The sequence below is a fragment of the Micromonospora sp. WMMD987 genome, from assembly GCF_029581435.1.
Classification (GTDB): domain Bacteria; phylum Actinomycetota; class Actinomycetes; order Mycobacteriales; family Micromonosporaceae; genus Micromonospora; species Micromonospora rifamycinica.
This window is the reverse complement of record NZ_CP120861.1, coordinates 632945-653619: the sequence shown is the minus strand read 5'-3', so window position 1 is coordinate 653619 and position 20675 is coordinate 632945. Positions and strand designations below refer to the sequence as shown.

Sequence of the window (20675 nt, the reverse complement as noted above, 5' to 3'; positions counted from 1 at the left end):
TCACACCTCCTGAGAGTCGGAGCCGGTGGCGATGTTGGCCGGCTCCCGCTCGGCGACCACACGCTTGGTGCGCGGGCTCGGCGGTACCTGTAGATCCAGCGGGGGCAGCGGGAAGCTGCCGTACGGCCGGTTGTCGGCCTGTTCCTGCGGGGTCGGCTTCGGGGCCGGCTTGCGGCTCGGCCACAGCAGCGTCGCCAGCAGCAGTACGCCCGCGCCGATGGCGGTGGCGAGCAGCCGGTCCCGCGACTGCCAGTCCTCGATGGAGCGCAGCCCGGCCAGGACGAGGATCCAGACCAGGTTGATCGGGAGCAGCACCTTCCAGCCGAAGCGCATGAACTGGTCGTAGCGCAGCCGGGGCAGGGTGCCCCGGAGCCACACGAAGACGAAGACCAGCAGCAGCACCTTGCCGAAGAACCAGAGCATCGGCCACCAACCGGTGTTGGCGTCCGCCCACAGCGTGATCGGCCAGGGTGCCCGCCAGCCACCGAGGAAGAGCGTCGTGGTGACCGCGGACATGGTCACCATGGCGACGTACTCGGAGAGCATGAAGAGCGCGAACTTCAGCGAGCTGTACTCGGTCATGAAGCCGGCGACCAGCTCGGACTCCGCCTCGGGCAGGTCGAAGGGCGCCCGGTTGGTCTCCCCGACGGTGGCGATGAAGAAGATGATGAAGCTGGGCAGCAGCAGGATCGCGTACCAGCCGGGGGCCGGGATCTCGACGCCGGCGATGGTGAGCCGGGTGGCGTCCCCCTGGGCCGCGACGATCCCGCTGGTGGACATGGTGCCGGCGGTCATGAACACCGCGACGATGCTCAGCCCCATCGCGACCTCGTACGAGATCATCTGGGCGCTGGAGCGCAGACCACCGAGCAGCGGGTACGTCGAGCCGGAGGCCCAGCCGCCGAGCACGATGCCGTAGACCGCCAGCGAGGAGCACGCCAGCAGCACCAGCACCGCCACCGGCACGTCGGTGACCTGCAACGGGGTCCGGTGGCCGAAGATGCTGACCATCGGGCCGAACGGGATCACCGACAGCGCGGTGACCGCGCAGACCACCGAGATGACCGGGGCGAAGAAGTAGACCACCTTGTCGGCGGCCTTCGGGAGGATGTCCTCCTTGAAGGCCATCTTGAGGCCGTCGGCGAGGGTCTGGAGCAGGCCGAACGGGCCGACCTGGTTGGGGCCGGGCCGGACCTGCATGTAGCCGACGACCCGCCGCTCGAACCAGACGCCGAGCAGGGTGGCGAGCAGACCGAAGACGAACGCGAAGACGATCTTGATGAGGACCAGCCACCACGGATCCCGGCCGAAGTCGGCCAGCGTCGGGTCCTGCGCCAGGAGGGTGTTCACCGTGCACCTCCGGAGATCCGTACCACCGTGCCGGACGCGGTGCCGAGGCTGCGCCGGACGGTCGAACCGGGCGAGTTGGTCGGCAGCCAGACGACGCCGTCGGGCATCTCGGTGATGGCCGCCGGCAGGGTGACCGCACCGCGGTCGGTGCCCACCGTGACCGGGTCACCGTCGGCCACGCCGAGCGTCTCGGCGGTGCCCTTGCCCAGCCGGACCACCGGCGGGCGGGCCGTGCCGGCGAGGTGCTCGTCGCCGTCGGTGAGGCTGCCCAGGTCGACCAGCTGGTGCCAGGTCGCCAGCACCGCCTCGCCCGCACCCGGCTGGGGCACGGCCGCCGGGGCGACCGACGGGCTGACCGGCCGGTCCGCCCGGGTCGGCGGCAGCGCGCCCAACTCCCGACGGATGCCCGACACGTCGCCGGTGCCGAGCCGGACGTCGAGCTGCGCGGCGATCGCGTCCAGCACCCGGGCGTCGGTCATCGCGGCGGTGTGCAGCACCGCCTCGAAGGTGCGCAGCCGGCCCTCCCAGTCGAGGAAGCTGCCGGCCTTCTCGACCACCGGGGCCACCGGCAGCACCACGTCGGCCCGGCGGGCCACCGCCGAGTTGCGCAGCTCCAGGCTGACCAGGAAGGGCACCGCGTCCAGGGCCTGCTCGGCCAGCCTCGGGTCGGCCAGGTCGGCCGGGTCCACACCGGCCACCACCAGGGCACCGAGCTGGCCGTTCGCGGCGGCGGCCAGGATCTGGTCGGTGTCCCGACCGGCCTGGCTGGGGATCACCCCGGCCGGGATGTCCCACGCCTCGCCCAGCTCGGCGCGGGCCGACGGCTCGGTCACCGGACGCCCGCCGGGCAGCAGGTTGGGCAGGCAGCCCGCGTCGACCGCACCCCGGTCCCCCGCGCGCCGCGGCACCCAGGCCAGCTTCGCGCCGGTACGCCGGGCGACGTCCGCGGCGGCGGAGAGGCCACCGGGCACGCCGGCCAGCCGCTCGCCGACGAACAGGATCGCGCCCTCGGCGCTGAGCGCCTCGGCCACCGTGTCGTGCTCGGCGAGCACGCTCGCCTCCTCGCCCGGCACCACCCGGGCCAGCTTGGCCCCGAGCTTCTCCAGGCCCCGGGTGGCGAACGGGGCGATCGCGTAGACCGTCAGCTTCTTCTTCAGGTACGCCTTGCGCAGCCGCAGGAAGAGGATCGGGCACTCCTCCTCCGGCTCCAGCCCGACCAGCACCACCGTGGACGCCTTCTCCACGTCCGCGTACGTCACGTCGGTGACCCCGGCGACGGTGCTGGCCAGGAAGTCGGCCTCCTCGCGGGAGACCGGCCGGGCCCGGAAGTCGATGTCGTTGGTGTTCAGGGCGACCCGGGCGAACTTCGCGTACGCGTAGGCGTCCTCGACGGTCAACCGGCCGCCGGTCAGCACCGCCGTACCGCGGCCCTCGTCGCGGGCGGCCCGCAGCCCGTCGGCGGCCCGGGTCAGCGCCTCGCTCCAGGACGCCTCCCGCAGCTCACCGGACTTCTCGTCGCGGACCAGCGGGGTGGTGAGCCGGTCGAAGGCGCGGGTGTACTGGAAGCCCCACCGCCCCTTGTCGCAGTTCCACTCCTCGTTGACCTGCGGGTCGTCCCCGGCGAGCCGGCGCAGCACCTTGCCCCGCCGCCAGTCGGTGCGCTGGGCGCAGCCGGCCGAGCAGTGCTCGCAGACGCTCGGGCTGGAGACCAGGTCGAACGGGCGGGCCCGGAACCGGTACTGCGCCCCGGTGAGCGCGCCGACCGGGCAGATCTGCACCGTGTTGCCGGAGAAGTACGAGTTGAAGGGGACGTCGCCGGAGTCGCCCTCGGCGCCGTACGCGTCGTCCCGGTAGATGTTGATCTCCTCGGCGGACGACCGGCCCATCAGGTCGATGAACTTGTCGCCGGCGATCTCCTCGGAGAACCGGGTGCAGCGCTGGCAGAGCACGCAGCGCTCCCGGTCCAGCAGCACCTGGGTGCTGATCTCCATCGGCTTGACGTACTCCCGCTTGTGCTCGTGGAAGCGGGAGTCGGTACGGCCGGTGGACATCGCCTGGTTCTGCAGCGGGCACTCACCACCCTTGTCACACATCGGGCAGTCCAGCGGGTGGTTGACCAGCAGCAGCTCCATCACCCCCTCCTGCGCCTTCTTGGCGACCGGGGAGGTGAGCTGGGTGCGGACCACCATGCCCTCGGCAACGGTCTGGGTGCAGGAGGCGACCGGCTTACGCTGGCCCTCCACCTCGACCAGACACTGCCGGCAGGCGCCGGCCGGGGCCAGCAGCGGGTGGTCGCAGAACCGGGGGATCTCCGTGCCCAACTGCTCGGCGACCCGGATCAGCAGCGCCCCCTTGGGGGCGGTGACCTCGACACCGTCGATGGTGAGCGTCACGGTCTCGGTCTGCTTGGCTACGTCGGTCATCAGAGTCGCCTTCCATTCGCGACTGCGGGACTCGCAAGCTCGTTCCTCGCGCTCATCAGTGCGCCCCCACCAGCTGCTTGTCCGACAGCTTCGGCGCGGTACGCCCCTCGATGTAGTCGAGGTAGTCCTGCTTGAAGTACTGCAACGACGAGGTCACCGAGCTGGTCGCGCCGTCACCCAGACCGCAGAACGAGCGGCCGAGGATGTTGTCGCAGGTGTCGAGCAGGGTGTCCAGGTCCTCGTGGGTGCCCTGGCCGGCCAGGATGCGCCGGTAGACCCGGACCATCCAGTAGTTGCCCTCCCGGCACGGGGTGCACTTGCCGCACGACTCGTGGTGGTAGAACTCCAGCCACCGGTAGGTCGCGTAGACCGGGCAGTCCTGGTCGGAGAAGATCTGGGTGGCCGTGGTGCCCAGGATCGAGCCGGCCGCCGCCACCCCCTCGAAGTCCAGCGGCACGTCCAGGTGCTCGGCGGTGAGCAGCGGGGTCGACGATCCCCCCGGCGTCCAGAACCGGAGCTGGTGACCGGGCTGCATGCCGCCGGCCAGCTCGATCAGCTCGCGCAGGGTGACGCCCAGGCCGCACTCGAACTGGCCCGGGTTGGCGATCCGGCCGGAGAGCGAGTAGATCATCGGCCCGGAGGACTTCTCGGTGCCCATGGACTTCCACCAGTCCGCGCCGCCCAGCACGATGTACGGCACGCTGGCGATGGTGCCGACGTTGTTGACCACCGTCGGGCTGGCGTACAGGCCGTGGGTGGCCGGGAACGGCGGCCGGAGCCGGGGCTGGCCCCGGAACCCCTCCAGCGAGTCCAGCAGCGCCGTCTCCTCGCCGCAGATGTACGCCCCGGCGCCCGAGTGCACCACCAGCTCCAGGTCGAACCCGGTGCCCAGGATGTTGCGCCCGAGGTAGCCCTTGGCCTGCGCCTCGGCCACCGCGTTACGCAGCCGGCGGGCGGCGTGCACCGCCTCGCCCCGGATGTAGATGTAGGCCCGGCTGGCCCGGATCGCGTACGAGGCGATGATGACCCCCTCGACCAGCGAGTGCGGGTCGTGGGTCATCAGCGGCAGGTCCTTGCAGGTGCCCGGCTCGCCCTCGTCGGCGTTGACCACCAGGTAGTGCGGCTTGCCGTCGTTCTGGGGGATGAAGCCCCACTTCAGACCGGTGGGGAAGCCCGCGCCACCCCGGCCGCGCAGCCCGGAGTCCTTGATCAGCTGGATCAGGTCGTCCGGGTGGGCCTTCAGGGCCTTGCGCAGCGCGGCGTAGCCGTCGAGCTTCTCGTAGGTGCCGATCCGCCAGGCGTCCGGGGAGATCCAGCGCCGGGTCAGCACCGGGGTCAGCTTGGCCAGGGTCTCCGGCCGGGGAGCGGTCACTTCTGGACCCCCGTCTCGCTCGCGGCGGCGGAGCCCGCGCCGGCAGCGCCCGTTTCCGCCTCGGCTTCCTTGAGGTTGCGCTGCTGCGCTCCGGCCTCGTCGCCGGCGGGCTTGCCGTCACCCGCGGGTGCGTTCGCGGCCACCCCGGCCGCCTGCGCCGCCTGCGCGTCGCGCGACGCCGGCGGTGCGCCGTCCGTGGGGACCTTGGTGCCGGGGGCGTCCGGCACGGCGGTCGCCGCGTCGGGCTGCCGGGTCTCGGCGGTACGTACCTGCGGCGACTTGTCGTCGGGGGCCTTGACGTCCGGCGCGGTGCTGCCGGTGACCTGCTCCGGCTTCGCCGCCGGGGCGGCCGGCGCGGGGGCGGCCGGCGCGGGGGCGGCCGGCGCGGGGGCCTTGCCGGCCTCGGTCTTCGCCTTCGCCTCGGCGGCGGCCCGGTCGGCCTCGGCCTTGCTGCGGATCGGGGTCTTCGGGTCGTAGCCCGGCGCGGTGATGCCGTGCTGCTCGGCCAGGCGCAGGCCGCGCAGGGTGGCCGCACCCGGCCCGCCGTCGGCGACCGCGCCCTCGCGCTCGTCGGCGAACCCGGCGAGCTGGACGGCCATCTCCTTGAGCGTGCAGAGCCGGGCACCCCGGGTCGGCATCGGCCGGCCCCCGGCGCGCAGCTCGTCGACCACGCCGACCGCGCCCTGCGGGTCCACGCCGTCGAAGAAGTCGTAGTTGACGGTCATCACCGGGCCGTAGTCGCACGCCGCCAGGCACTCGGCGTGCTCCAGGGTGATCTTCCCGTCGGCGGTGGTCTCGTCGTGCCCGACCCCCAGGTGCTCGACCAGGGTGTCGTAGACCTCCTGGCCGCCGAGCACGTTGCACATCGTGTTGGTGCAGACGCTGACCAGGTAGTCACCGGTGGGCCGGCGCTTGTACATGGTGTAGAAGGTCGCCACCGCGCCGACCTGGGCCTTGTTCAGCCCCAGCACCTCGGCGCAGAACGTCACCCCGGCCGGGGAGACGTAGCCTTCCTCGGCCTGCACCAGGTGCAGCAGCGGCAGCAGCGCCGAGCGGGACCGGTCGGCCGGGTACCGGGCGATGATCTCCCGCGCCCGCAGCCGGGTCTCTTCAGTAAACGTCGTCATCAGAGTCGCCTCCCGTTCGCGACTGCGGGGCTCCGCTTCGCTGCACTCCTCGCGCTCATCGGTCACAACCACCCATCACGGGGTCCAGCGAGGCGCCGCCGGCGATCACGTCGGCGATCAGGCCGCCCTCGGCCATCGCCGGAAGGGCCTGGAGGTTGACGAAGCTCGGCTCCCGGTAGTGCACCCGGTACGGCCGGGTGCCGCCGTCGGAGACCGCGTGCACGCCCAGCTCGCCCCGGGGTGCTTCGATGCCGACGTACACCTGGCCCGGCGGAACCCGGAAGCCCTCGGTGACCAGCTTGAAGTGGTGGATCAGCGACTCCATCGACTGACCCATGATCTTGGCGACGTGCTCCAGCGAGTTGCCCATGCCGTCCACGCCGATGGCGAGCTGCGCCGGCCAGGCGATCTTGCGGTCGGCCACCATCACCGGGCCCGGCCGCAACCGGTCCAACGCCTGCTCGACCAGCTTGAGCGACTCCCGGATCTCGGCCAGCCGGACCAGGTAGCGGCCCCAGACGTCGCCGTCCGGGTGGGTCGGCACGTCGAACTCGTAGGTCTCGTAGCCGCAGTAGGGCATGGTCTTGCGCAGGTCCCAGGCGAGGCCGGCGGAGCGCAGCACCGGGCCGGTGACGCCGAGCGCGACACAGGCGGTCACGTCGAGCACCGCGACGCCCTGGGTGCGCTCGGTCCAGATCGGCTGGCCGGAGAGGAGGTCCTCGTACTCCTTGAGCTTCTTCGGCATCATCGTGAGGAACTCGCGGATCTTGACGATCGCGGCGTCCGGGACGTCCTGGGCCACCCCGCCCGGGCGGACGTACGCGTGGTTCATCCGCAGGCCGGTGATGGTCTCGAAGATGTCGAGGATGTACTCCCGCTCGCGGAAGCCGTACAGCATGATCGAGATCGCGCCCAGCTCCATGCCGGTGGTGGCCAGCCAGACCAGGTGCGACGAGATCCGGTTCAGCTCCATCATCAGCACGCGGATCGTGGTGGCCCGCTCGGTGATGTCGTCGGTGATGCCGAGCAGCTTCTCCACCGCGAGGCTGTACGCCGTCTCGTTGAAGATCGGGGCGAGGTAGTCCATCCGGGTGACGAACGTCGAACCCTGCACCCAGTTGCGGTACTCGAGGTTCTTCTCGATGCCGGTGTGCAGGTAGCCGACGACCGACCGGGCCTCGCGGACCGTCTCGCCCTCCAGCTCCAGGATCAGCCGCAGCACGCCGTGCGTCGACGGGTGCTGCGGACCCATGTTCACGACGATCCGCTCGTCGTTGATCGGGTCGGTGCCGGAGACGACCTGGTCCCAGTCCCCACCGGTGACGGTGAAGACCCGGCCCTCGGTGGTCTCCCGCTCGGTCGCGTAGTTGGACGTGGTCACTGGTACGACCTCCGGCGGTCCGGCGGCGGGATCTCCGCGCCCTTGTACTCGACGGGGACGCCGCCGAGCGGGTAGTCCTTGCGCTGCGGGTGGCCCTCCCAGTCGTCCGGCATCAGGATCCGGGTCAGGTTGGGGTGGCCGTCGAAGACGACACCGAACATGTCGTACGCCTCGCGCTCCTGCCAGTCGGCCGTCGGGTAGACGGCGGTGACGCTGGGCAGGTGCGGGTCGTCGGCCGGGACCGCGGCCTCCAGCCGGACCCGACGCCGGTAGGTCATCGAGGTGAGCAGGTAGACGACGTGCAGCCGGCGCTCGTCGGCACCGAGGTAGTCCACCCCGGACACCGAGGAGCACAGCTCGAAGCGCAGCGCCAGGTCGTCCCGCATCACCTGGCAGACCTCGGCGATCCGCTCCGGGCGGACGTGCAGGGTCAGCTCGCCCCGGTCGACGACGACCTTCTCGATCGCGTCGCCGAAGTGCGGGTACGCCTCCTCCAGCGCGTCGCGCACCTCGTCGAAGTAGCCCCCGTAGGGCCGGGGGGCCTCCTCGATCGGGGTGCGGTGGCGGACCAGGCCGCCGTAGCCGGAGACGTCGCCGCTGCCCTGCATGCCGAACATGCCGCGCCCGGCGGGGCTGGACGGCGGCAGCTCGGCGGGAGCGCCGCTGGTCGCACCGGCCGGGGTGACCGGCACCGGCACCCCGCCGTCGTTCTTCCTGTCGTTGCTCATTTGGGGCCAGCCTGGGTCTGGAGGTGGTTCTGGGCGTTCATCCAGTTCTCGATCCGCAGCTGCTCCTCGCGCCCTTCGCGGACCGCCTTCGTCCACTCGGCACGACGGGCCTTGTCGTTGCGGTACGACGACGGCATCGAGCCGTACGGCACCACGGGGACGTCACCGCGCTCCAGGCGGGCCGCCTGCATCTTGCGGCCGTTGGGGCCGAGCGGCTCGTACATGATCTTCTCGCGGAGCTTGAGGATCGCGTCGATGAGCATCTCGGGGCGGGGCGGGCAGCCCGGCAGGTACATGTCGACCGGGACGACGTGGTCGACGCCCTGGACGATCGCGTAGTTGTTGAACATGCCGCCGCTGCTGGCGCAGACGCCCATGGAGAGCACCCAGCGGGGCTCGGCCATCTGGTCGTAGATCTGGCGCAGGACCGGGGCCATCTTCTGGCTCACCCGGCCGGCCACGATCATCAGGTCGGCCTGGCGCGGCGAGGCCCGGAAGACCTCCATGCCCCAGCGGCCCATGTCGTAGTGCGGGCCACCGGCCGCCATCATCTCGATGGCGCAGCAGGCCAGGCCGAAGGTGGCGCCCCAGACGGACGACTTCCGCGACCAGTTGACCAGCTTCTCCACGGAGGTGAGCAGGACGCCGGCGGGGAGTTTCTCCTCGATGCCCATCTGACGTTCCTCCCTCAGTCCCAGTCCAGGCCGCCGCGCCGCCACACATAGGCGTACGCGACGAAGACCGCGACGATGAACAGGACCATCTCCACGAAGCCGAAGATCGGCAGGGCGTCGAAGGAGACCGCCCAGGGGTAGAGGAAGATGATCTCGATGTCGAAGACGATGAAGAGCATCGCCGTCAGGTAGAACTTGATCGGGAACCGTCCGCCGCCCACCGGCTGGGGGCTGGGCTCGATCCCACACTCGTACGCCTCGAGCTTGGCCTTGTTGTAGCGCCGGGGACCGGCGAAGCGGGCGGCGGCCACGGAGAACAGCGAGAACGCCGCGGCGAGGGCGAACAGCCCGATGATCGGTGCGTAAGGCGAGAGCGACATCTTTTCTCCTGCTCGTCCTTCCCCTGCCCCAGGTGCTTGACAAAATTCACACTATTCACGTCCCTCGTGACTGCCGTCAGCGGGGGTCGATCCCTGCCCGTGCCGGGGCCGTCGTTGGCCCTGGCCCGGTCACGCCTCACACGGCCGGGGCCGCCTTCGCCATCGCGTTGATGACCCGGTCCATCGCGTCCCCGCCACGGGGGTCGGTCAGGTTGGCCAGCAGCTTGAGCACGAAGCGCATCAGCATCGGGTGCGGCATGCCGTGCCGGGTGGCCATCCTCATCACCTCGGGCCGGCCGATCAGCTTGACGAAGATCCCGCCGAGCCGGTAGTAGCCGCCGAACCGGGCCTTCAGCTCCTGCGGGTACGCGGTCAGCGCCCGCTCCCGCTCCGCTCCGGCCGGTCGGGCCAGCGCCTGCACGATGACCTCGGCGGCCAGCTCACCGGACTCCATCGCGTACGCGATGCCCTCGCCGTTGAACGGGTTGACCATGCCGCCGGAGTCGCCGACCAGCAGCACCCCGCGGGTGTAGTGCGGCACCCGGTTGAAGCCCATCGGCAGCGCCGCGCCGAGGATCGGGCCGTCGGCGTTCGCCTCGTCGGTCATCCCCCAGTCCGCCGGGGTGTTGGCCAGCCAGTCGGTGAGCAGCCGCCGGTAGTTCGTCTTGCCGAACGCGGAGGAGGAGTTGAGCACGCCCAGGCCGACGTTGACCCGACCGTCGCCGAGACCGAAGATCCAGCCGTAGCCGGGCAGCAGCGCGTCGCTGTCCTTGCTGCGCAGCTCCAGCCAGGACTCCAGGTAGTCGTCGTCGTGCTTGGCCGGCGAACGGTAGTAGCGGCGCACGGCCACCCCGATCGGCCGGTCCTCCCGCTTGGCCAGGCCGAGGGCGAGCGGGAACCGGCCGGAGACGCCGTCGGCGGCGACCACCAGCGGGGCGTGGAAGGTGGCGGGCTCCCGGCCGGGGCCGACCTCGGCGGTCACCCCGGTCACCCGGTCGTCCGCGTCGAGCACCGGGCCGATGACGTTGACGCCGGTACGCAGCTCCGCGCCGGCCGAGACCGCCCGCCTGGCGAGCAGGTCGTCGAAGTCCAGCCGGGTCCGGACCAGACCGTAGTTGGGGAAGCTGGCCAGGTCGGGCCAGTCCAGTTCGAGGCGTACCCCGCCGCCGATCACCCGCAGGCCCTTGTTGTGCAGCCAGCCGGCCTCGGGCGAGGTGTCCACGCCCATCCGGATGAGCTGCCGGGTCGCCCGGGGGGTGAGCCCGTCCCCGCACACCTTCTCGCGGGGGAACTCGGTCTTCTCCAACAGCAGCACGCGTACGCCGTGCCGCGCCAGGTGGTACGCCGTCGCCGATCCACCGGGACCGGCGCCCACGACGATCACGTCGGCGTCGTTCTCCACCGAAGTCATCTGCGCCTCCTCCCGCACGCTCGTGAAATGCTTCACAAGCCGATCGGGTTGGAGTCTATGACCGTGGTCGGTCCGCTGCCGGGTGAGGCATACCTAACTTCCCGGAAACATGCGGGTCGGAGTCGGTCCGGGGCTCAGCCGCGGGCGGTGTCGAGCCCCGCGTCGGCCCGGATCGCGGCCGGGAGCTGGTCACGCAACGCTCCACCGGCCGCCCGGTCGAGTGCGCCCAGCACCTCGGCCACCACCTGCCGGATCTCTGCCGGGTCGACGCCGGCCAGCTCTCTGAGCTGGGCAGCCAGCTCGGCGGCATCCCCGTCGGTGGGGGCCGGTTGGTCGGTCGGCACTGCTCCCGTCATGCAGCCGACTTTACCGACAGAAAGCCCCGAAAGCGTACATAAAGCGGAAATCGCTATGCACGCAGGGTCACCGCCGGACGGCCCGGTGCAGGGCCACCACCCCGCCGGTCAGGTTGCGCCACGCCACCCGTCCCCACCCGGCCGCGTCGACGCGGGCCGCCAGCGCCGCCTGGTCCGGCCAGACCCGGATCGACTCGGCGAGGTAGACGTACGCGTCGGGGTTGCTGGACACCGCCCGGGCCACGACCGGCAACGACCGCATCAGGTACGACAGGTAGACGGTACGGAAGGCCGGCTGCACCGGGGTGCTGAACTCGCAGACCACCAGCCGGCCGCCCGGCCGGGTCACCCGGGCCAGCTCCCGCAGCGCCGCGTCGGTGTCGTTGACGTTGCGCAGGGCGAAGGAGATCGTCACCGCGTCGAAGGAGGCGTCGGCGAAGGGCAGCCGCAGCGCGTCCCCGGCCAGCAGCGGCACCTCCGGCCGGACCCGCTTGCCGGCGTGCAGCATGCCCTGCGACAGATCCACCCCGACCGCGTACGCCCCGGAGCGGGCCAGCTCCTGCGTCGACACCCCGGTGCCGGCACCCACGTCCAGCACCCGCTCACCCGGGAGCAGCCCGAGCGCCGCCCGGGTGGACCGCCGCCAGGACCGGTCCTGCCCGAAGGAGAGCACGGTGTTCGTCAGGTCGTAACGGGCCGCCACCCCGTCGAACATCGCGGCGACCTCGGGTGGGGACTTGTCCAGGCCGGCGCGCTGGCCCTGCGGGGTACGGCTCACCCCTCCACTCTGCCAGCCACCGCCCACCCACCCGGCGCGGGGTCGTCCTCCGGCACGGCCCGTCCGCCGTGCCGCACACCCCGGCCCGCCCGTCACGTCGAGCGCCCCGGTCCGGCCGTCCCGGTCCGGGCGGGTGACCCGGACAGGCGGCGGGCGGGGTGGATGACCACCCCGCCCGCCCGGTGTCCTACCGCTCAGCCGTGCGCCGACCCGTCGTCGTTCAGCCCTGCGGCTTCTCGTCGCCCGGGGCCACCAGCACGAGCCGACGCCGACGGGCGAGCATCAGCAGCGCCCCGCCCGCGAGCAGCACGGCGGCACCGACGCCACCGATCAGGGTGGCCTGCGCGCCGGTCACCGGCAGACCGCCGTCGCCGCCACCCGTGCCGCCACCGGTCGTCGGGCTGACGCTGGTGCTCGGGCTCGGGCTCGGCTCACCGGTCGGGCTGGGGCTCGGGCTCGGGCCGGTGCTCAGGTCGATGAACACGTCGAACAGGGACGTGTTGTCGCCGTCGTCGGTCTCGGTGAAGACCTTGCGCTGCGCCTTGCTGGCGACCTGCGGCTCCTCCTCCGGCGTACCCTCGGCCTCGGTCAGCCCGGCGGCGAACAGGACGCCCGGGGTGAGCACCTTCTCGGTGACGCCCGCGCCGACCTTCACCCGTACGTCGGCGGTGTAGAACTCGCCCGGCCGCAGCACCGCGCCGGCGTCCTCGCAGTACGCCACCACACCACCCAGGTCCTGCGTGACGCAGCTCTCCGGCAGGTCGACGAAGCTGGCACCGTCCGGCAGGGCGATCCCGTAGAAGACGCCGGTCGCGCGGCGGCTGCCGCCGTTGTAGACCGCCCAGTCCAGCGGGGCGGTCCCGCCGGGCTTGACGCCGGTCAGGCCGCTCTCGCCGGCCTCGTCGCCGTCGACCACCACGTCGGCGTAGACGTCCTGCACCCAGGTGGTCAGGTCGTAGCCGGGCTTGACCACCATGATGTCGTGGTCGACCGAGTCCGAGGTGGTGTTGGACCCACTCACGGTCACCTTCAGGACGCCACCCTTGCCGCGGGTGTCGGTGCCGAACAGCGGGATGCCGAACTCCTCGGTGGTGCCGCCGGCGATGTTGTCGGTGGTGCCGCCCAGGTCGGACAGCGAGCAGGTGAACGCGGTGCCGGAGACGGCACAGCCGTCCGGCACGAGTACCCCGACCTTGTTCGGCTTGAGGCCCGCGGTCTCGACGGTGACCTTCACGTCCTTGGCGTCGACCGTGCCGCGGACGTTCTGCACGGAGAACTTGAACGGCTTGGCCTTGGCCTCCTTGACGCCCAGGGCCAGCTGGTAGCTGAGCGGGACGAGGTCGAGCTGCGCCTGGTCGGCGGCGTTGGCCGGGGCGGCGACGGTGGCCAGGCCACCGACGGCGAGCAGGGCCACGGCGCCGAGGCGGGCCAGGGCCGAGCGGTGGAACAGAGTCATCGATCCCCCGGGGGGCTAGGGACTGCTGGGAAAGGTGTGACCGGTGTGGCGAACCGAGCGGACGTTATCCGAGATCGACACCGGTGCGCCACCCGTGACGTGCGATTTCGTTCCAGAGGGGTCCGAACGGAGGAGGAGCGGGGGCGGGACGGTCACCCGTCCCGCCCCCGTTTTATATGAACGGCCCTCCCGGGCCGATGGAGGACGTACGACGCTCGTACGGGTCTCCCGACGGGGAAACGAAGGTACGTCGGGCGCACGTTAGCGGGCGGTGTCGCGCCGCGCCAACCCCCGCGCCGCAGCGGCACGGGGCGGGTCGGCGTCCAGCGCGCCGCAGCCCGCCCCAATTGCCGGGTCTTGTGGTGGCTGATCCCCCGGCACCTCGCCCGAACGGCGACCACGAATATCCCCCGGGCCGACGGTCGGACCCGTTCAGCCAGTCACCGCATCGACCCAGCCGGTTACCCTCCGTGACGAAAACGCGGGGTCAGCGGGCCTCGACGAGCGGCAGGGAGCGGCCGGCCCCGCCACCGGGCATGGCGATCGAGGAGAAGTGCGAGACCACCCGGTCGTCGGTCGGGTCGTCGGCCGGGGTGTGGTGCACCGCGAGCCGGCGGTAGAGGGTGTCCCGCTGGGCCGGGATCCGGTCGGCCGAGCGGATCATGCCGATCAGCTCGTGCAGGTTGGACCGGTGCCGCGCGCCGGCCGAGGAGATGACGTTCTCCTCCAGCATGATCGAGCCGAGGTCGTCCACCCCCATGTGCAGGGAGAGCTGGCCGACGTCCTTGCCGGTGGTCAGCCAGGACGCCTGTAGGTGCGGCACGGTCTCGAAGAACAGCCGGGCCACCGCCACCAGGCGCAGGTACTCCAGCGTGGTGGCCTGGGTGCGGCCCTTCAGGTGGTTGTTCTCCGGCTGGTACGTCCACGGGATGAACGCCCGGAACCCCCGGGTACGGTCCTGCACGTCGCGGATCATCCGCAGGTGCTCGATCCGCTCGGCGTTGGTCTCGCCGGTGCCCATCATCATCGTCGCGGTGGACTCCAGGCCCTGCCGGTGGGCCAGCTCCATGACCTCCAGCCAGCGGGCGCCGGACTCCTTGAGCGGGGCGATCGCCCGGCGCGGCCGGTCCGGCAGCATCTCGGCCCCGGCCCCGGCGATCGAGTCCAGCCCGGCCGCCTTGATCCGAGCGATGGCCTCGTCCAGGCTGACGCCGGACACCTTCGCCATGTGCAGGATCTCGCTCGGCCCGATGGAGTGGATGGCGAGCTGCGGGTACGCCTTCTTGACCGAGGAGAACAGCTCCTCGTAGTACTCCACCCCGTAGTCCGGGTGGTGGCCGCCCTGGAGCATGACCTGGGTGGCCCCCAGCTCGACCGCCTCGCCGCAGCGACGCAGGATCTCCTCGGTCGGGTGGGTCCACCCCTCGGCGTGCCTGGGTGCCCGGTAGAAGGCGCAGAACTTGCACGCCGTCACGCAGACGTTGGTGTAGTTGATGTTGCGGTCGATCAGGTAGGTGACGACGTTGTCCGGGTAGCGCCGCCGACGCACCGTGTCCGCCGCCTCGCCCAACGCGTGGAAGGGCGCCTCGGTGTAGAGCAGCAGCGCCTCCTCGGGCGTGATCCGCCCGCCGTCCGCGCCACGCTGCAGGATGTCGTCGATCTCCCGGTTCGCCGTCACATCCCGAGCGTACGCCGACCTTCCGCCCTGGCCTTCGGTGGTGCGTCGACCCGTGACGTGCCCCGCACCACCGACACGCATCACCGGTCCGGCCCGGATGTCGTCGGTCTCCCGGCTCTTCGTCAGTCCCCCCCCGGCACCGGGTCGGTCGTCCCGTTTCAGAACAGGGGATTCTCGTCCACTCCACCCGACCGGCTTCGCCCCGGTCGGCGTCGTCCGGCGGCCGGTAGCTCCGGACCGGGACCGTACGTGACCGAGGGCCCCCGGCGCGACTCGGAGACGCGGACCAGCAGCCCCCGATCGACCAGGTCACCGAGCAGCCGTGACGTCGCCTGGGCGTCGAGGTCGAGGGCGACCCGCACCATCCGGGCGTTGAGCTGGCCGGCAGCCCGTACCAGCTCGACGACCTTGCGCTCGGCGTCGTCACCCTGCCCTCGGCGGTAGCGGACCGCCGGGCCGAGTGCGCTCAGAACCGAGCTACGCAGCCGATAGTTCGGGGTTCGGCGTCGGGCAGTCTCCCGGGTGGGTTCCAGCATCGCCACCGGCTCGGTGCTCAGCCGCAGCAGGACCTCCTGGGTCTCGACCACATCCTTCTGCAACAGTGACGCCGCGTCGACGGCGGACACGACGCGATGGGTCAACAGGTGGTAGAGAACCAGCAGCGTGTCGGCGTCGTCCTGCTCGACCTCGGGCAACGCGGCGACGTAGCGGGTGAGGTGTCGATTGGGTGCGCCACCGAGCAGGGTGACGGTCACCTGGTCGGGTTCCTCGACATACCGTGGCGGCTGGTGGCCCACCCTGACCATCTCCCGATACATCCGATCCACACCGACCCCCGCCTCCTCGGCGAGCCCCAGGATCCGGACAGCCTTGGCCAACGCTGGGTTCCGGGGCCGGGAGGTGGTGGTCAGGATGTTCTCCACCGTCACTCCGAAAACCAGCGGGCCAGGTGACGCCACGAGCAGCCGAGTGGGAGCGTGCTCGATACGCACTGGCCCGTCGAGGCGGTAGTCGCGGTGGACGAGCGCATTGACCACTGCTTCCCGGACCGCCGCCTCCGGCAGGTCGGCCAACTGCACCTGCTGACCGCCGGGAAGGTTGACCGGCGTCTTGTCCACCCGGGCGTCGATGATCTCGAGTACCCGTACCAGCGTGCGCAGCAGCGGCCCGGTGATCCGCTGAACGACGGTCGGCTCACCCGCTGGAGTCTTGCGGAACTGGTAGACCGCGAGGTCCCGGGCATCCTCCTGGGGACCAGGATCCACCAGCAGCAGGGCGCCGGCGCGGTTGAGACGCCCCTCGGGACCGAGCAGGCCCAGAATCCGCAGCAGGTCACCGTCCGTTTCGGCCGCATAGCGCCGTCGGGCCGGGTCCGGGCTCTGCCGGAGCAGACTCCGCGCGATGTCGAGCGCCACCGGCGACACGTCCGACCTGTCGAGTTCCGCGTCACCGGCGGACCAGTCGACGCTGCGCCGGTCGGCCAGTGCGGAGGCGATCTGCGCGGCGGTCATCGGCACGCAGGAGGTGCCGACCCGATGGGTCGTGCGCTGATCGACCTGGTGGATGTCAGGGCTGCGGGGAACGGAGACCACGAGAAGCCGACGCCCCGCGTACTCGATCTCGTGGCTGGAGACGATGAGCGACGGCTCGGTCAGCTCGTAGATCCGCTGGACGACCCGGACCGGGTCGAGGTCGCTGCCTTCGAACGCGTCCGCGCCGGCAACCCTGTCGTGCACCCCGACCACCAGCGTCCCGCCGATGTCGTTGGCGAAACAGGCCGCCGCCGAGGCCAGCATCCGGAGCGCATCCTCGCGCGACCGGCCCTGCCGCTTGAAGTCCAGCGTCCTGGACTCCAGCGAGTCGGCGGTTTCCCCGGCGAGGATGCGGGCGAGTACCTGTGCTGGTTCGTGGCCGGCCATCAGGGTTTCCCATCAGTTTCATCAAGCCCTTCCCAGGAAGGCTAGCGCAAAACTTCAGGAAAACCCGGCAACGGCGCGGGACGGAGGAGCACCCATCACCGCCATGCCGAGACCGTGGTCCGCCCGGCCGTGTCGCGCCGCTGAACGCCCAGCGACCAGAGGGCCGGAGGCAGGGCTTCAGACCCCGGAGCGCGCCGGCAGGTCGGCGACGAAAGCGGACCAGGCAGACCGGTCGAAGGCCAGCACCGGACCGGACCGGTCCTTGGAATCCCGCACCCCCACCACCCGCGCCACCGCGGCCACCTCGACACAGTCGGTGTCGGAGCCGCTGCGGGTCGACTTGCGCCAGGTGGCCTCCGACAACTCTGCGATCACCATCAGGGCTCACTCCCGCTCGTGCTCCACCGCGACCCGGGAAATCAACTCCATCGATTCGGCCGGGCTCAACGCCGACCTCGCCAGCGTATCCGCCTCCCGACGGAAGAGGTCCACCTGATCGGGCTTCTCCAGGAAGATGCTGGAGATCTTGTGCTCCAGGTGCACCACCGGCGGGAGCCGTTCGAAGTCGAACAGGACGAACGCTCCGTCCAACCCGGAGTGTCCGGCACACGCCAGCGGCAGCACCCGGAGCGTCACGTTGGGCCGATCCATCATCTCGATCAGATGGTGGAGCTGCCGGGCCATCAGCCGACGACCGCCGAGTGGCCGACGGAGCACCATCTCGTCGATGACCAGACTCAGCTCCGGCGGCTCGTCCCGGGCCAGGATCGCCTGCCGGCCCAGCCGGGCCGCGACCCGCGCCTGGGCGTCCGCCGGGGCCACCCCGCACGCCTTCATCAGGGCGCTGGTGTATTCCGGCAACTGGAGCAGGCCCGGCACCAGCAACGGCTGCCAGCCCGCTATCCGGGTCGCCTCGGCCTCGAACCGGATGAAGGTACGCGACCACGGGGTCAGGCCGGCGGAGTGCGTCTCCCACCAGCCCGGCTCCCGGCCACGCCTGGCCATGTCGAGCAACCGCTTACGCTCCTCGCCCACGACACCGTAGATGGCCAGCAGCGCGGCGATCTCCTCCAGCCGGATGCCCTGCTGGCCGGTCTCGATCCGGGAGAGCTTCGACGGCTGCCAGCCGAGTTGGGCTGCCACCCCCGAGCCGGTCAGGCGTTTCGCCCGCCGCACCTGCCGCAGCTCGCCACCCAACCCACGGCCCACCACGGTCGGCGCGCTCTGCTTCGCCACCAGGACTCCCCACCGATCGCTATTGACAGCTCACCCTCAGCAACGCAACCATAGTCGCAAATTGCTAGAGAAGCCAAGCCTTGCGCCCGACGATGAAGGAGTATCGACATGACCACCTCGAACACCGTCCGCCCCTCACCTCCCTGGCTGCGGCCGTACGATCCGGCTGACTCACCCGGTCCGATCCCGTCGGTGGTCGAGCGGTTCCGGCGACGCAGGCGCGACGAGCCGGAGCCGCCGAGCGAGGCCGAGCGGGAGGCCGCCCGCTACACGGTGGTGCTGGTGTCGCCCGAGGGCGCGCAGGCCCTCGGCGACGACCGGGGCGAGGTCGGGCTGCACCTGTTCCGTGACGAGGAGTGGGACGGCAATCCGTCGCACCTGGACGAGGCGGTCAAGCTGATCGAGGAGGCCTGCGGCGAACGGGTCGATCTCGTCGAGCACCACTCCGACCTCACCTACTGGACCGCCCACCTCCGCACCGACTGACCGGTCGCCGGGATGGCGGTTCCAGCACAAACCGATCGATCCCGGGCGAGTCGCTATCGTCATCAGCTCGACAGGGCCGACAACAGACGTCAGACCGCCGGCAGGGGCGCATCGGTCAGGGGCGGACCCCGAACCGCCGATCACCGACCGGAACCCGGAGCCGGGGCCGGAGCCCGGCAGATGCCGGCCGGGCTACCCGTCGTAGTCGACCGTCAGGGTGTCGGTGGTCGGGCTGGACTGGCAGGTCAGCACGTATCCGGCGGCCACCTCGTCCGGCTCGAGCGCATAGTTGCGGGCCATCGTCACCGCGCCGGAGACCACCTTCGCCCGGCAGGTCGAGCAGACCCCGCCCTTGCAGGCGTACGGCAGCTCACCGCGCACCTTCAGCGCCGCGTCCAGCACCCGCTCGTCGCGGCCCATGGTGAACCGCGACGACCGGCCGTCCAGCATGATCGTCACCTCCGCGCCACCGGCCGCCGCGTCGGCCCGGCGGACCGGCTCCGGTGGGGCCTCGACGTGGAACAGCTCGGTGTGCACCGCCGACTCGGGCAGCCCCCGGCCGGTCAGCACCGCCTTCGCGTCCAGCACCAGCTGGTACGGGCCGCACAGGAACCACTCGGAGATAGCGTCGCCCGGCACGATGGTGTCCAGCAGCCGGCCCAGCCGGTCGGCGTCGATCCGGCCGGACAGCAACGGCGACTCGCCCGGCTCCCGGGACAGCACGTGCACCAGGTGCAGCCGGGTCGGGTAGCGGTCCTTCAGGTCGGCCAGCTCCTCGGCGAACATCACCGTGCGCGCCGTACGGTTGCCGTACACCAGGGTGAAGGTGCTGGCCGGCTCGACGGCCAGGGCGGTCGCGACCAGCGCGAGCACCGGCGTGATGCCGGAACCGGCGGCCACCGCGCCGTAGTGCCGCACCCGCTGCGGGGCGAACGCGGTGGTGAAGTGCCCCAGCGGGGGCAGCACGTCGACGGTGTCGCCGTGCCGCAGCGCGCCGCAGGCGTAACCGGAGAACGCGCCGCCGGGGATCTCCCGCACCCCGATCCGCAACCGGCCGTGCCGGGCCAGGTCGTCCGGCGTCGAGCAGATCGAGTACGACCGCCGCACGTCCGCACCGGCCGCGCCCGCCCCCTCGACCGCACCGGCCGACGCGCTGCCGGCGGACGGGACAGCGCCGGCCGGGACGGTGCCAGCCGGGACGGTGCCAGCCGGGACGGTGCCAGCCGGGACGGTGCCAGCGGACGGGACGGCGGCGGACGGGACAGCGCCGGCGGGCAGCCGGACGGTCAGGTGCTGGCCGGCGGTGAACGCGAACGTCGCCCGCAGCTCCTCCGGCACCGCGAAGGTGATCGCCACGGCGTCGTCGGTGAGCCGCTCGACGGCGGCGACCGCCAGCGGGTGGAACGACGGCCGGCGACGGACCGGGCGGGTGATGGTGACAGTCACAGCGCCTTCAGGTGGTCGAAGGGTTCGGAGCAGGAACGACAGCGCCAGAGCGCCTTGCATGCGGTGGAACCGAACCGGCTGACCTGCTCGGTCTCCGGCGAGCCGCACCGGGGGCAACGCACCGCCAGGGTCAGCGGCACCGCACCCGCCGAGCGGATCGGGGCCGGCGGGGCGATGCCTGCGGCAGCGAGCTTGGCCCGCCCGGTGTCGGAGATCCAGTCGGTGCTCCAGGCGGGGCTGAAGACCGTGCGGACCTCGGCGTCGGGGTGCCCGGCAGCCGCCAGCGCCCGCCGGATGTCGGCCCGGATCACGTCCATCGCCGGACAGCCGGTGTAGGTGGGGGTGATCGTGACGACCACCCGGCCGGTGGCCGGATCCTCGTCGACCGCCCGCAGGATGCCCAGCTCGTCGATGGTGATCACCCGGATCTCCGGGTCCACCACCGCCGCCACGGCCGCCCTGGGGTCGGTCACC

The 20675-nt window shown here is 71.5% G+C and carries 18 protein-coding genes and 2 pseudogenes; 1 reads left to right on the top strand and 19 read right to left on the bottom strand.

Features of this window, described 5'->3' with window-relative positions:
* The 16 genes from nuoH to O7612_RS02875 form a co-directional block, all read right to left on the bottom strand.
* Entirely contained in the window at window positions 1-1350 is a 1350-nt protein-coding gene (gene nuoH / locus O7612_RS02950) for an NADH-quinone oxidoreductase subunit NuoH (RefSeq protein WP_282270237.1), read from the bottom strand.
* Window positions 1347-3773, bottom strand: coding sequence for an NADH-quinone oxidoreductase subunit G (locus O7612_RS02945; protein ID WP_282270235.1), 2427 nt, complete (start codon window positions 3771-3773; stop codon window positions 1347-1349). Before O7612_RS02945 ends, nuoH begins: the two co-directional genes overlap by 4 nt.
* Window positions 3774-3828: 55 nt before the next feature.
* A complete protein-coding gene (gene nuoF / locus O7612_RS02940; RefSeq protein WP_282270233.1) occupies window positions 3829-5145 on the bottom strand; it encodes an NADH-quinone oxidoreductase subunit NuoF in 1317 nt (438 codons plus the stop codon).
* The gene (nuoE, locus tag O7612_RS02935) at window positions 5142-6272 is read right to left on the bottom strand and encodes an NADH-quinone oxidoreductase subunit NuoE (protein ID WP_282270231.1); all 1131 of its coding nucleotides are present in this window, start codon (window positions 6270-6272) and stop codon (window positions 5142-5144) included. Before nuoE ends, nuoF begins: the two co-directional genes overlap by 4 nt.
* 55 nt (window positions 6273-6327) lie before the next feature.
* Window positions 6328-7653, bottom strand: a complete 1326-nt coding sequence (locus O7612_RS02930) for an NADH-quinone oxidoreductase subunit D (RefSeq protein WP_282270229.1) — start codon at window positions 7651-7653, stop codon at window positions 6328-6330.
* On the bottom strand, window positions 7650-8381 hold the full coding sequence (locus O7612_RS02925; RefSeq protein WP_282270227.1) for an NADH-quinone oxidoreductase subunit C: 732 nt from the start codon (window positions 8379-8381) through the stop codon (window positions 7650-7652). Before O7612_RS02925 ends, O7612_RS02930 begins: the two co-directional genes overlap by 4 nt.
* Window positions 8378-9055 carry an NADH-quinone oxidoreductase subunit B gene (locus O7612_RS02920; RefSeq protein WP_067300532.1) on the bottom strand — a complete coding sequence of 226 codons (678 nt, stop codon included), beginning with the start codon at window positions 9053-9055 and terminating at the stop codon, window positions 8378-8380. Before O7612_RS02920 ends, O7612_RS02925 begins: the two co-directional genes overlap by 4 nt.
* 14 nt (window positions 9056-9069) lie before the next feature.
* Window positions 9070-9435: an NADH-quinone oxidoreductase subunit A gene (locus O7612_RS02915; RefSeq protein ID WP_067300536.1), complete on the bottom strand. Its 366-nt coding sequence runs from the start codon at window positions 9433-9435 to the stop codon at window positions 9070-9072.
* Between the two features lie 136 nt (window positions 9436-9571).
* A complete protein-coding gene (locus tag O7612_RS02910; RefSeq protein ID WP_282270224.1) occupies window positions 9572-10846 on the bottom strand; it encodes a geranylgeranyl reductase family protein in 1275 nt (424 codons plus the stop codon).
* Between the two features lie 134 nt (window positions 10847-10980).
* Complete coding sequence (locus tag O7612_RS02905; RefSeq protein ID WP_282270222.1) at window positions 10981-11202, bottom strand: hypothetical protein; 222 nt, start codon at window positions 11200-11202, stop codon at window positions 10981-10983.
* Between the two features lie 67 nt (window positions 11203-11269).
* Window positions 11270-11980, bottom strand: a complete 711-nt coding sequence (locus O7612_RS02900; RefSeq protein WP_282270221.1) for a demethylmenaquinone methyltransferase — start codon at window positions 11978-11980, stop codon at window positions 11270-11272.
* Between the two features lie 220 nt (window positions 11981-12200).
* Window positions 12201-13436, bottom strand: a complete 1236-nt coding sequence (locus O7612_RS02895) for an LPXTG cell wall anchor domain-containing protein (protein WP_282270219.1) — start codon at window positions 13434-13436, stop codon at window positions 12201-12203.
* Window positions 13437-13923: 487 nt separating this feature from the next.
* Window positions 13924-15114 carry a cyclic dehypoxanthinyl futalosine synthase gene (mqnC, locus tag O7612_RS02890; RefSeq protein ID WP_282270216.1) on the bottom strand — a complete coding sequence of 397 codons (1191 nt, stop codon included), beginning with the start codon at window positions 15112-15114 and terminating at the stop codon, window positions 13924-13926.
* Window positions 15115-15272: 158 nt separating this feature from the next.
* Window positions 15273-17033, bottom strand: a complete 1761-nt coding sequence (locus O7612_RS02885; protein WP_282270214.1) for an ATP-binding protein — start codon at window positions 17031-17033, stop codon at window positions 15273-15275.
* 177 nt (window positions 17034-17210) lie between these two features.
* The gene (locus tag O7612_RS02880) at window positions 17211-17411 is read right to left on the bottom strand and encodes a DUF397 domain-containing protein (RefSeq protein ID WP_282270212.1); all 201 of its coding nucleotides are present in this window, start codon (window positions 17409-17411) and stop codon (window positions 17211-17213) included.
* A gap of 6 nt (window positions 17412-17417) precedes the next feature.
* On the bottom strand, window positions 17418-18269 hold the full coding sequence (locus O7612_RS02875) for a helix-turn-helix transcriptional regulator (protein WP_282270210.1): 852 nt from the start codon (window positions 18267-18269) through the stop codon (window positions 17418-17420).
* 108 nt (window positions 18270-18377) lie between these two features.
* On the opposite strand from O7612_RS02875, the gene O7612_RS02870 reads away from it, so the two are divergent.
* Entirely contained in the window at window positions 18378-18755 is a 378-nt protein-coding gene (locus tag O7612_RS02870; protein WP_282270207.1) for a hypothetical protein, read from the top strand.
* A gap of 192 nt (window positions 18756-18947) precedes the next feature.
* Here O7612_RS02870 and O7612_RS02865 read toward each other — a convergent pair.
* The 3 genes and pseudogenes from O7612_RS02865 to paaD all read right to left on the bottom strand — a co-directional run.
* Window positions 18948-19865 (bottom strand): annotated as a pseudogene (locus tag O7612_RS02865) (2Fe-2S iron-sulfur cluster-binding protein); the annotation flags it as partial.
* Between the two features lie 168 nt (window positions 19866-20033).
* Window positions 20034-20201, bottom strand: a pseudogene (locus O7612_RS29460) (phenylacetic acid degradation protein); the annotation flags it as partial.
* Window positions 20198-20674: a 1,2-phenylacetyl-CoA epoxidase subunit PaaD gene (gene paaD / locus O7612_RS02860; protein ID WP_282270202.1), complete on the bottom strand. Its 477-nt coding sequence runs from the start codon at window positions 20672-20674 to the stop codon at window positions 20198-20200. The gene paaD and the pseudogene O7612_RS29460, both read right to left, overlap by 4 nt.
* Window position 20675 lies beyond the last annotated feature (1 nt).

What these genes read in the sequence shown, in the direction of transcription:
- O7612_RS02945 (WP_282270235.1), bottom strand. Translation starts at nt 3,773, where the DNA reads ATGACCGACGTAGCCAAGCAGACCGAGACCGTGACGCTCACCATCGAC.
- nuoE (WP_282270231.1), bottom strand. Translation starts at nt 6,272, where the DNA reads ATGACGACGTTTACTGAAGAGACCCGGCTGCGGGCGCGGGAGATCATC.
- O7612_RS02925 (WP_282270227.1), bottom strand. Translation starts at nt 8,381, where the DNA reads ATGAGCAACGACAGGAAGAACGACGGCGGGGTGCCGGTGCCGGTCACC.
- O7612_RS02920 (WP_067300532.1), bottom strand. Translation starts at nt 9,055, where the DNA reads ATGGGCATCGAGGAGAAACTCCCCGCCGGCGTCCTGCTCACCTCCGTG.
- O7612_RS02915 (WP_067300536.1), bottom strand. Translation starts at nt 9,435, where the DNA reads ATGTCGCTCTCGCCTTACGCACCGATCATCGGGCTGTTCGCCCTCGCC.
- O7612_RS02910 (WP_282270224.1), bottom strand. Translation starts at nt 10,846, where the DNA reads ATGACTTCGGTGGAGAACGACGCCGACGTGATCGTCGTGGGCGCCGGT.
- O7612_RS02905 (WP_282270222.1), bottom strand. Translation starts at nt 11,202, where the DNA reads ATGACGGGAGCAGTGCCGACCGACCAACCGGCCCCCACCGACGGGGAT.
- O7612_RS02895 (WP_282270219.1), bottom strand. Translation starts at nt 13,436, where the DNA reads ATGACTCTGTTCCACCGCTCGGCCCTGGCCCGCCTCGGCGCCGTGGCC.
- O7612_RS02885 (WP_282270214.1), bottom strand. Translation starts at nt 17,033, where the DNA reads ATGGCCGGCCACGAACCAGCACAGGTACTCGCCCGCATCCTCGCCGGG.
- O7612_RS02880 (WP_282270212.1), bottom strand. Translation starts at nt 17,411, where the DNA reads ATGGTGATCGCAGAGTTGTCGGAGGCCACCTGGCGCAAGTCGACCCGC.
- O7612_RS02870 (WP_282270207.1), top strand. Translation starts at nt 18,378, where the DNA reads ATGACCACCTCGAACACCGTCCGCCCCTCACCTCCCTGGCTGCGGCCG.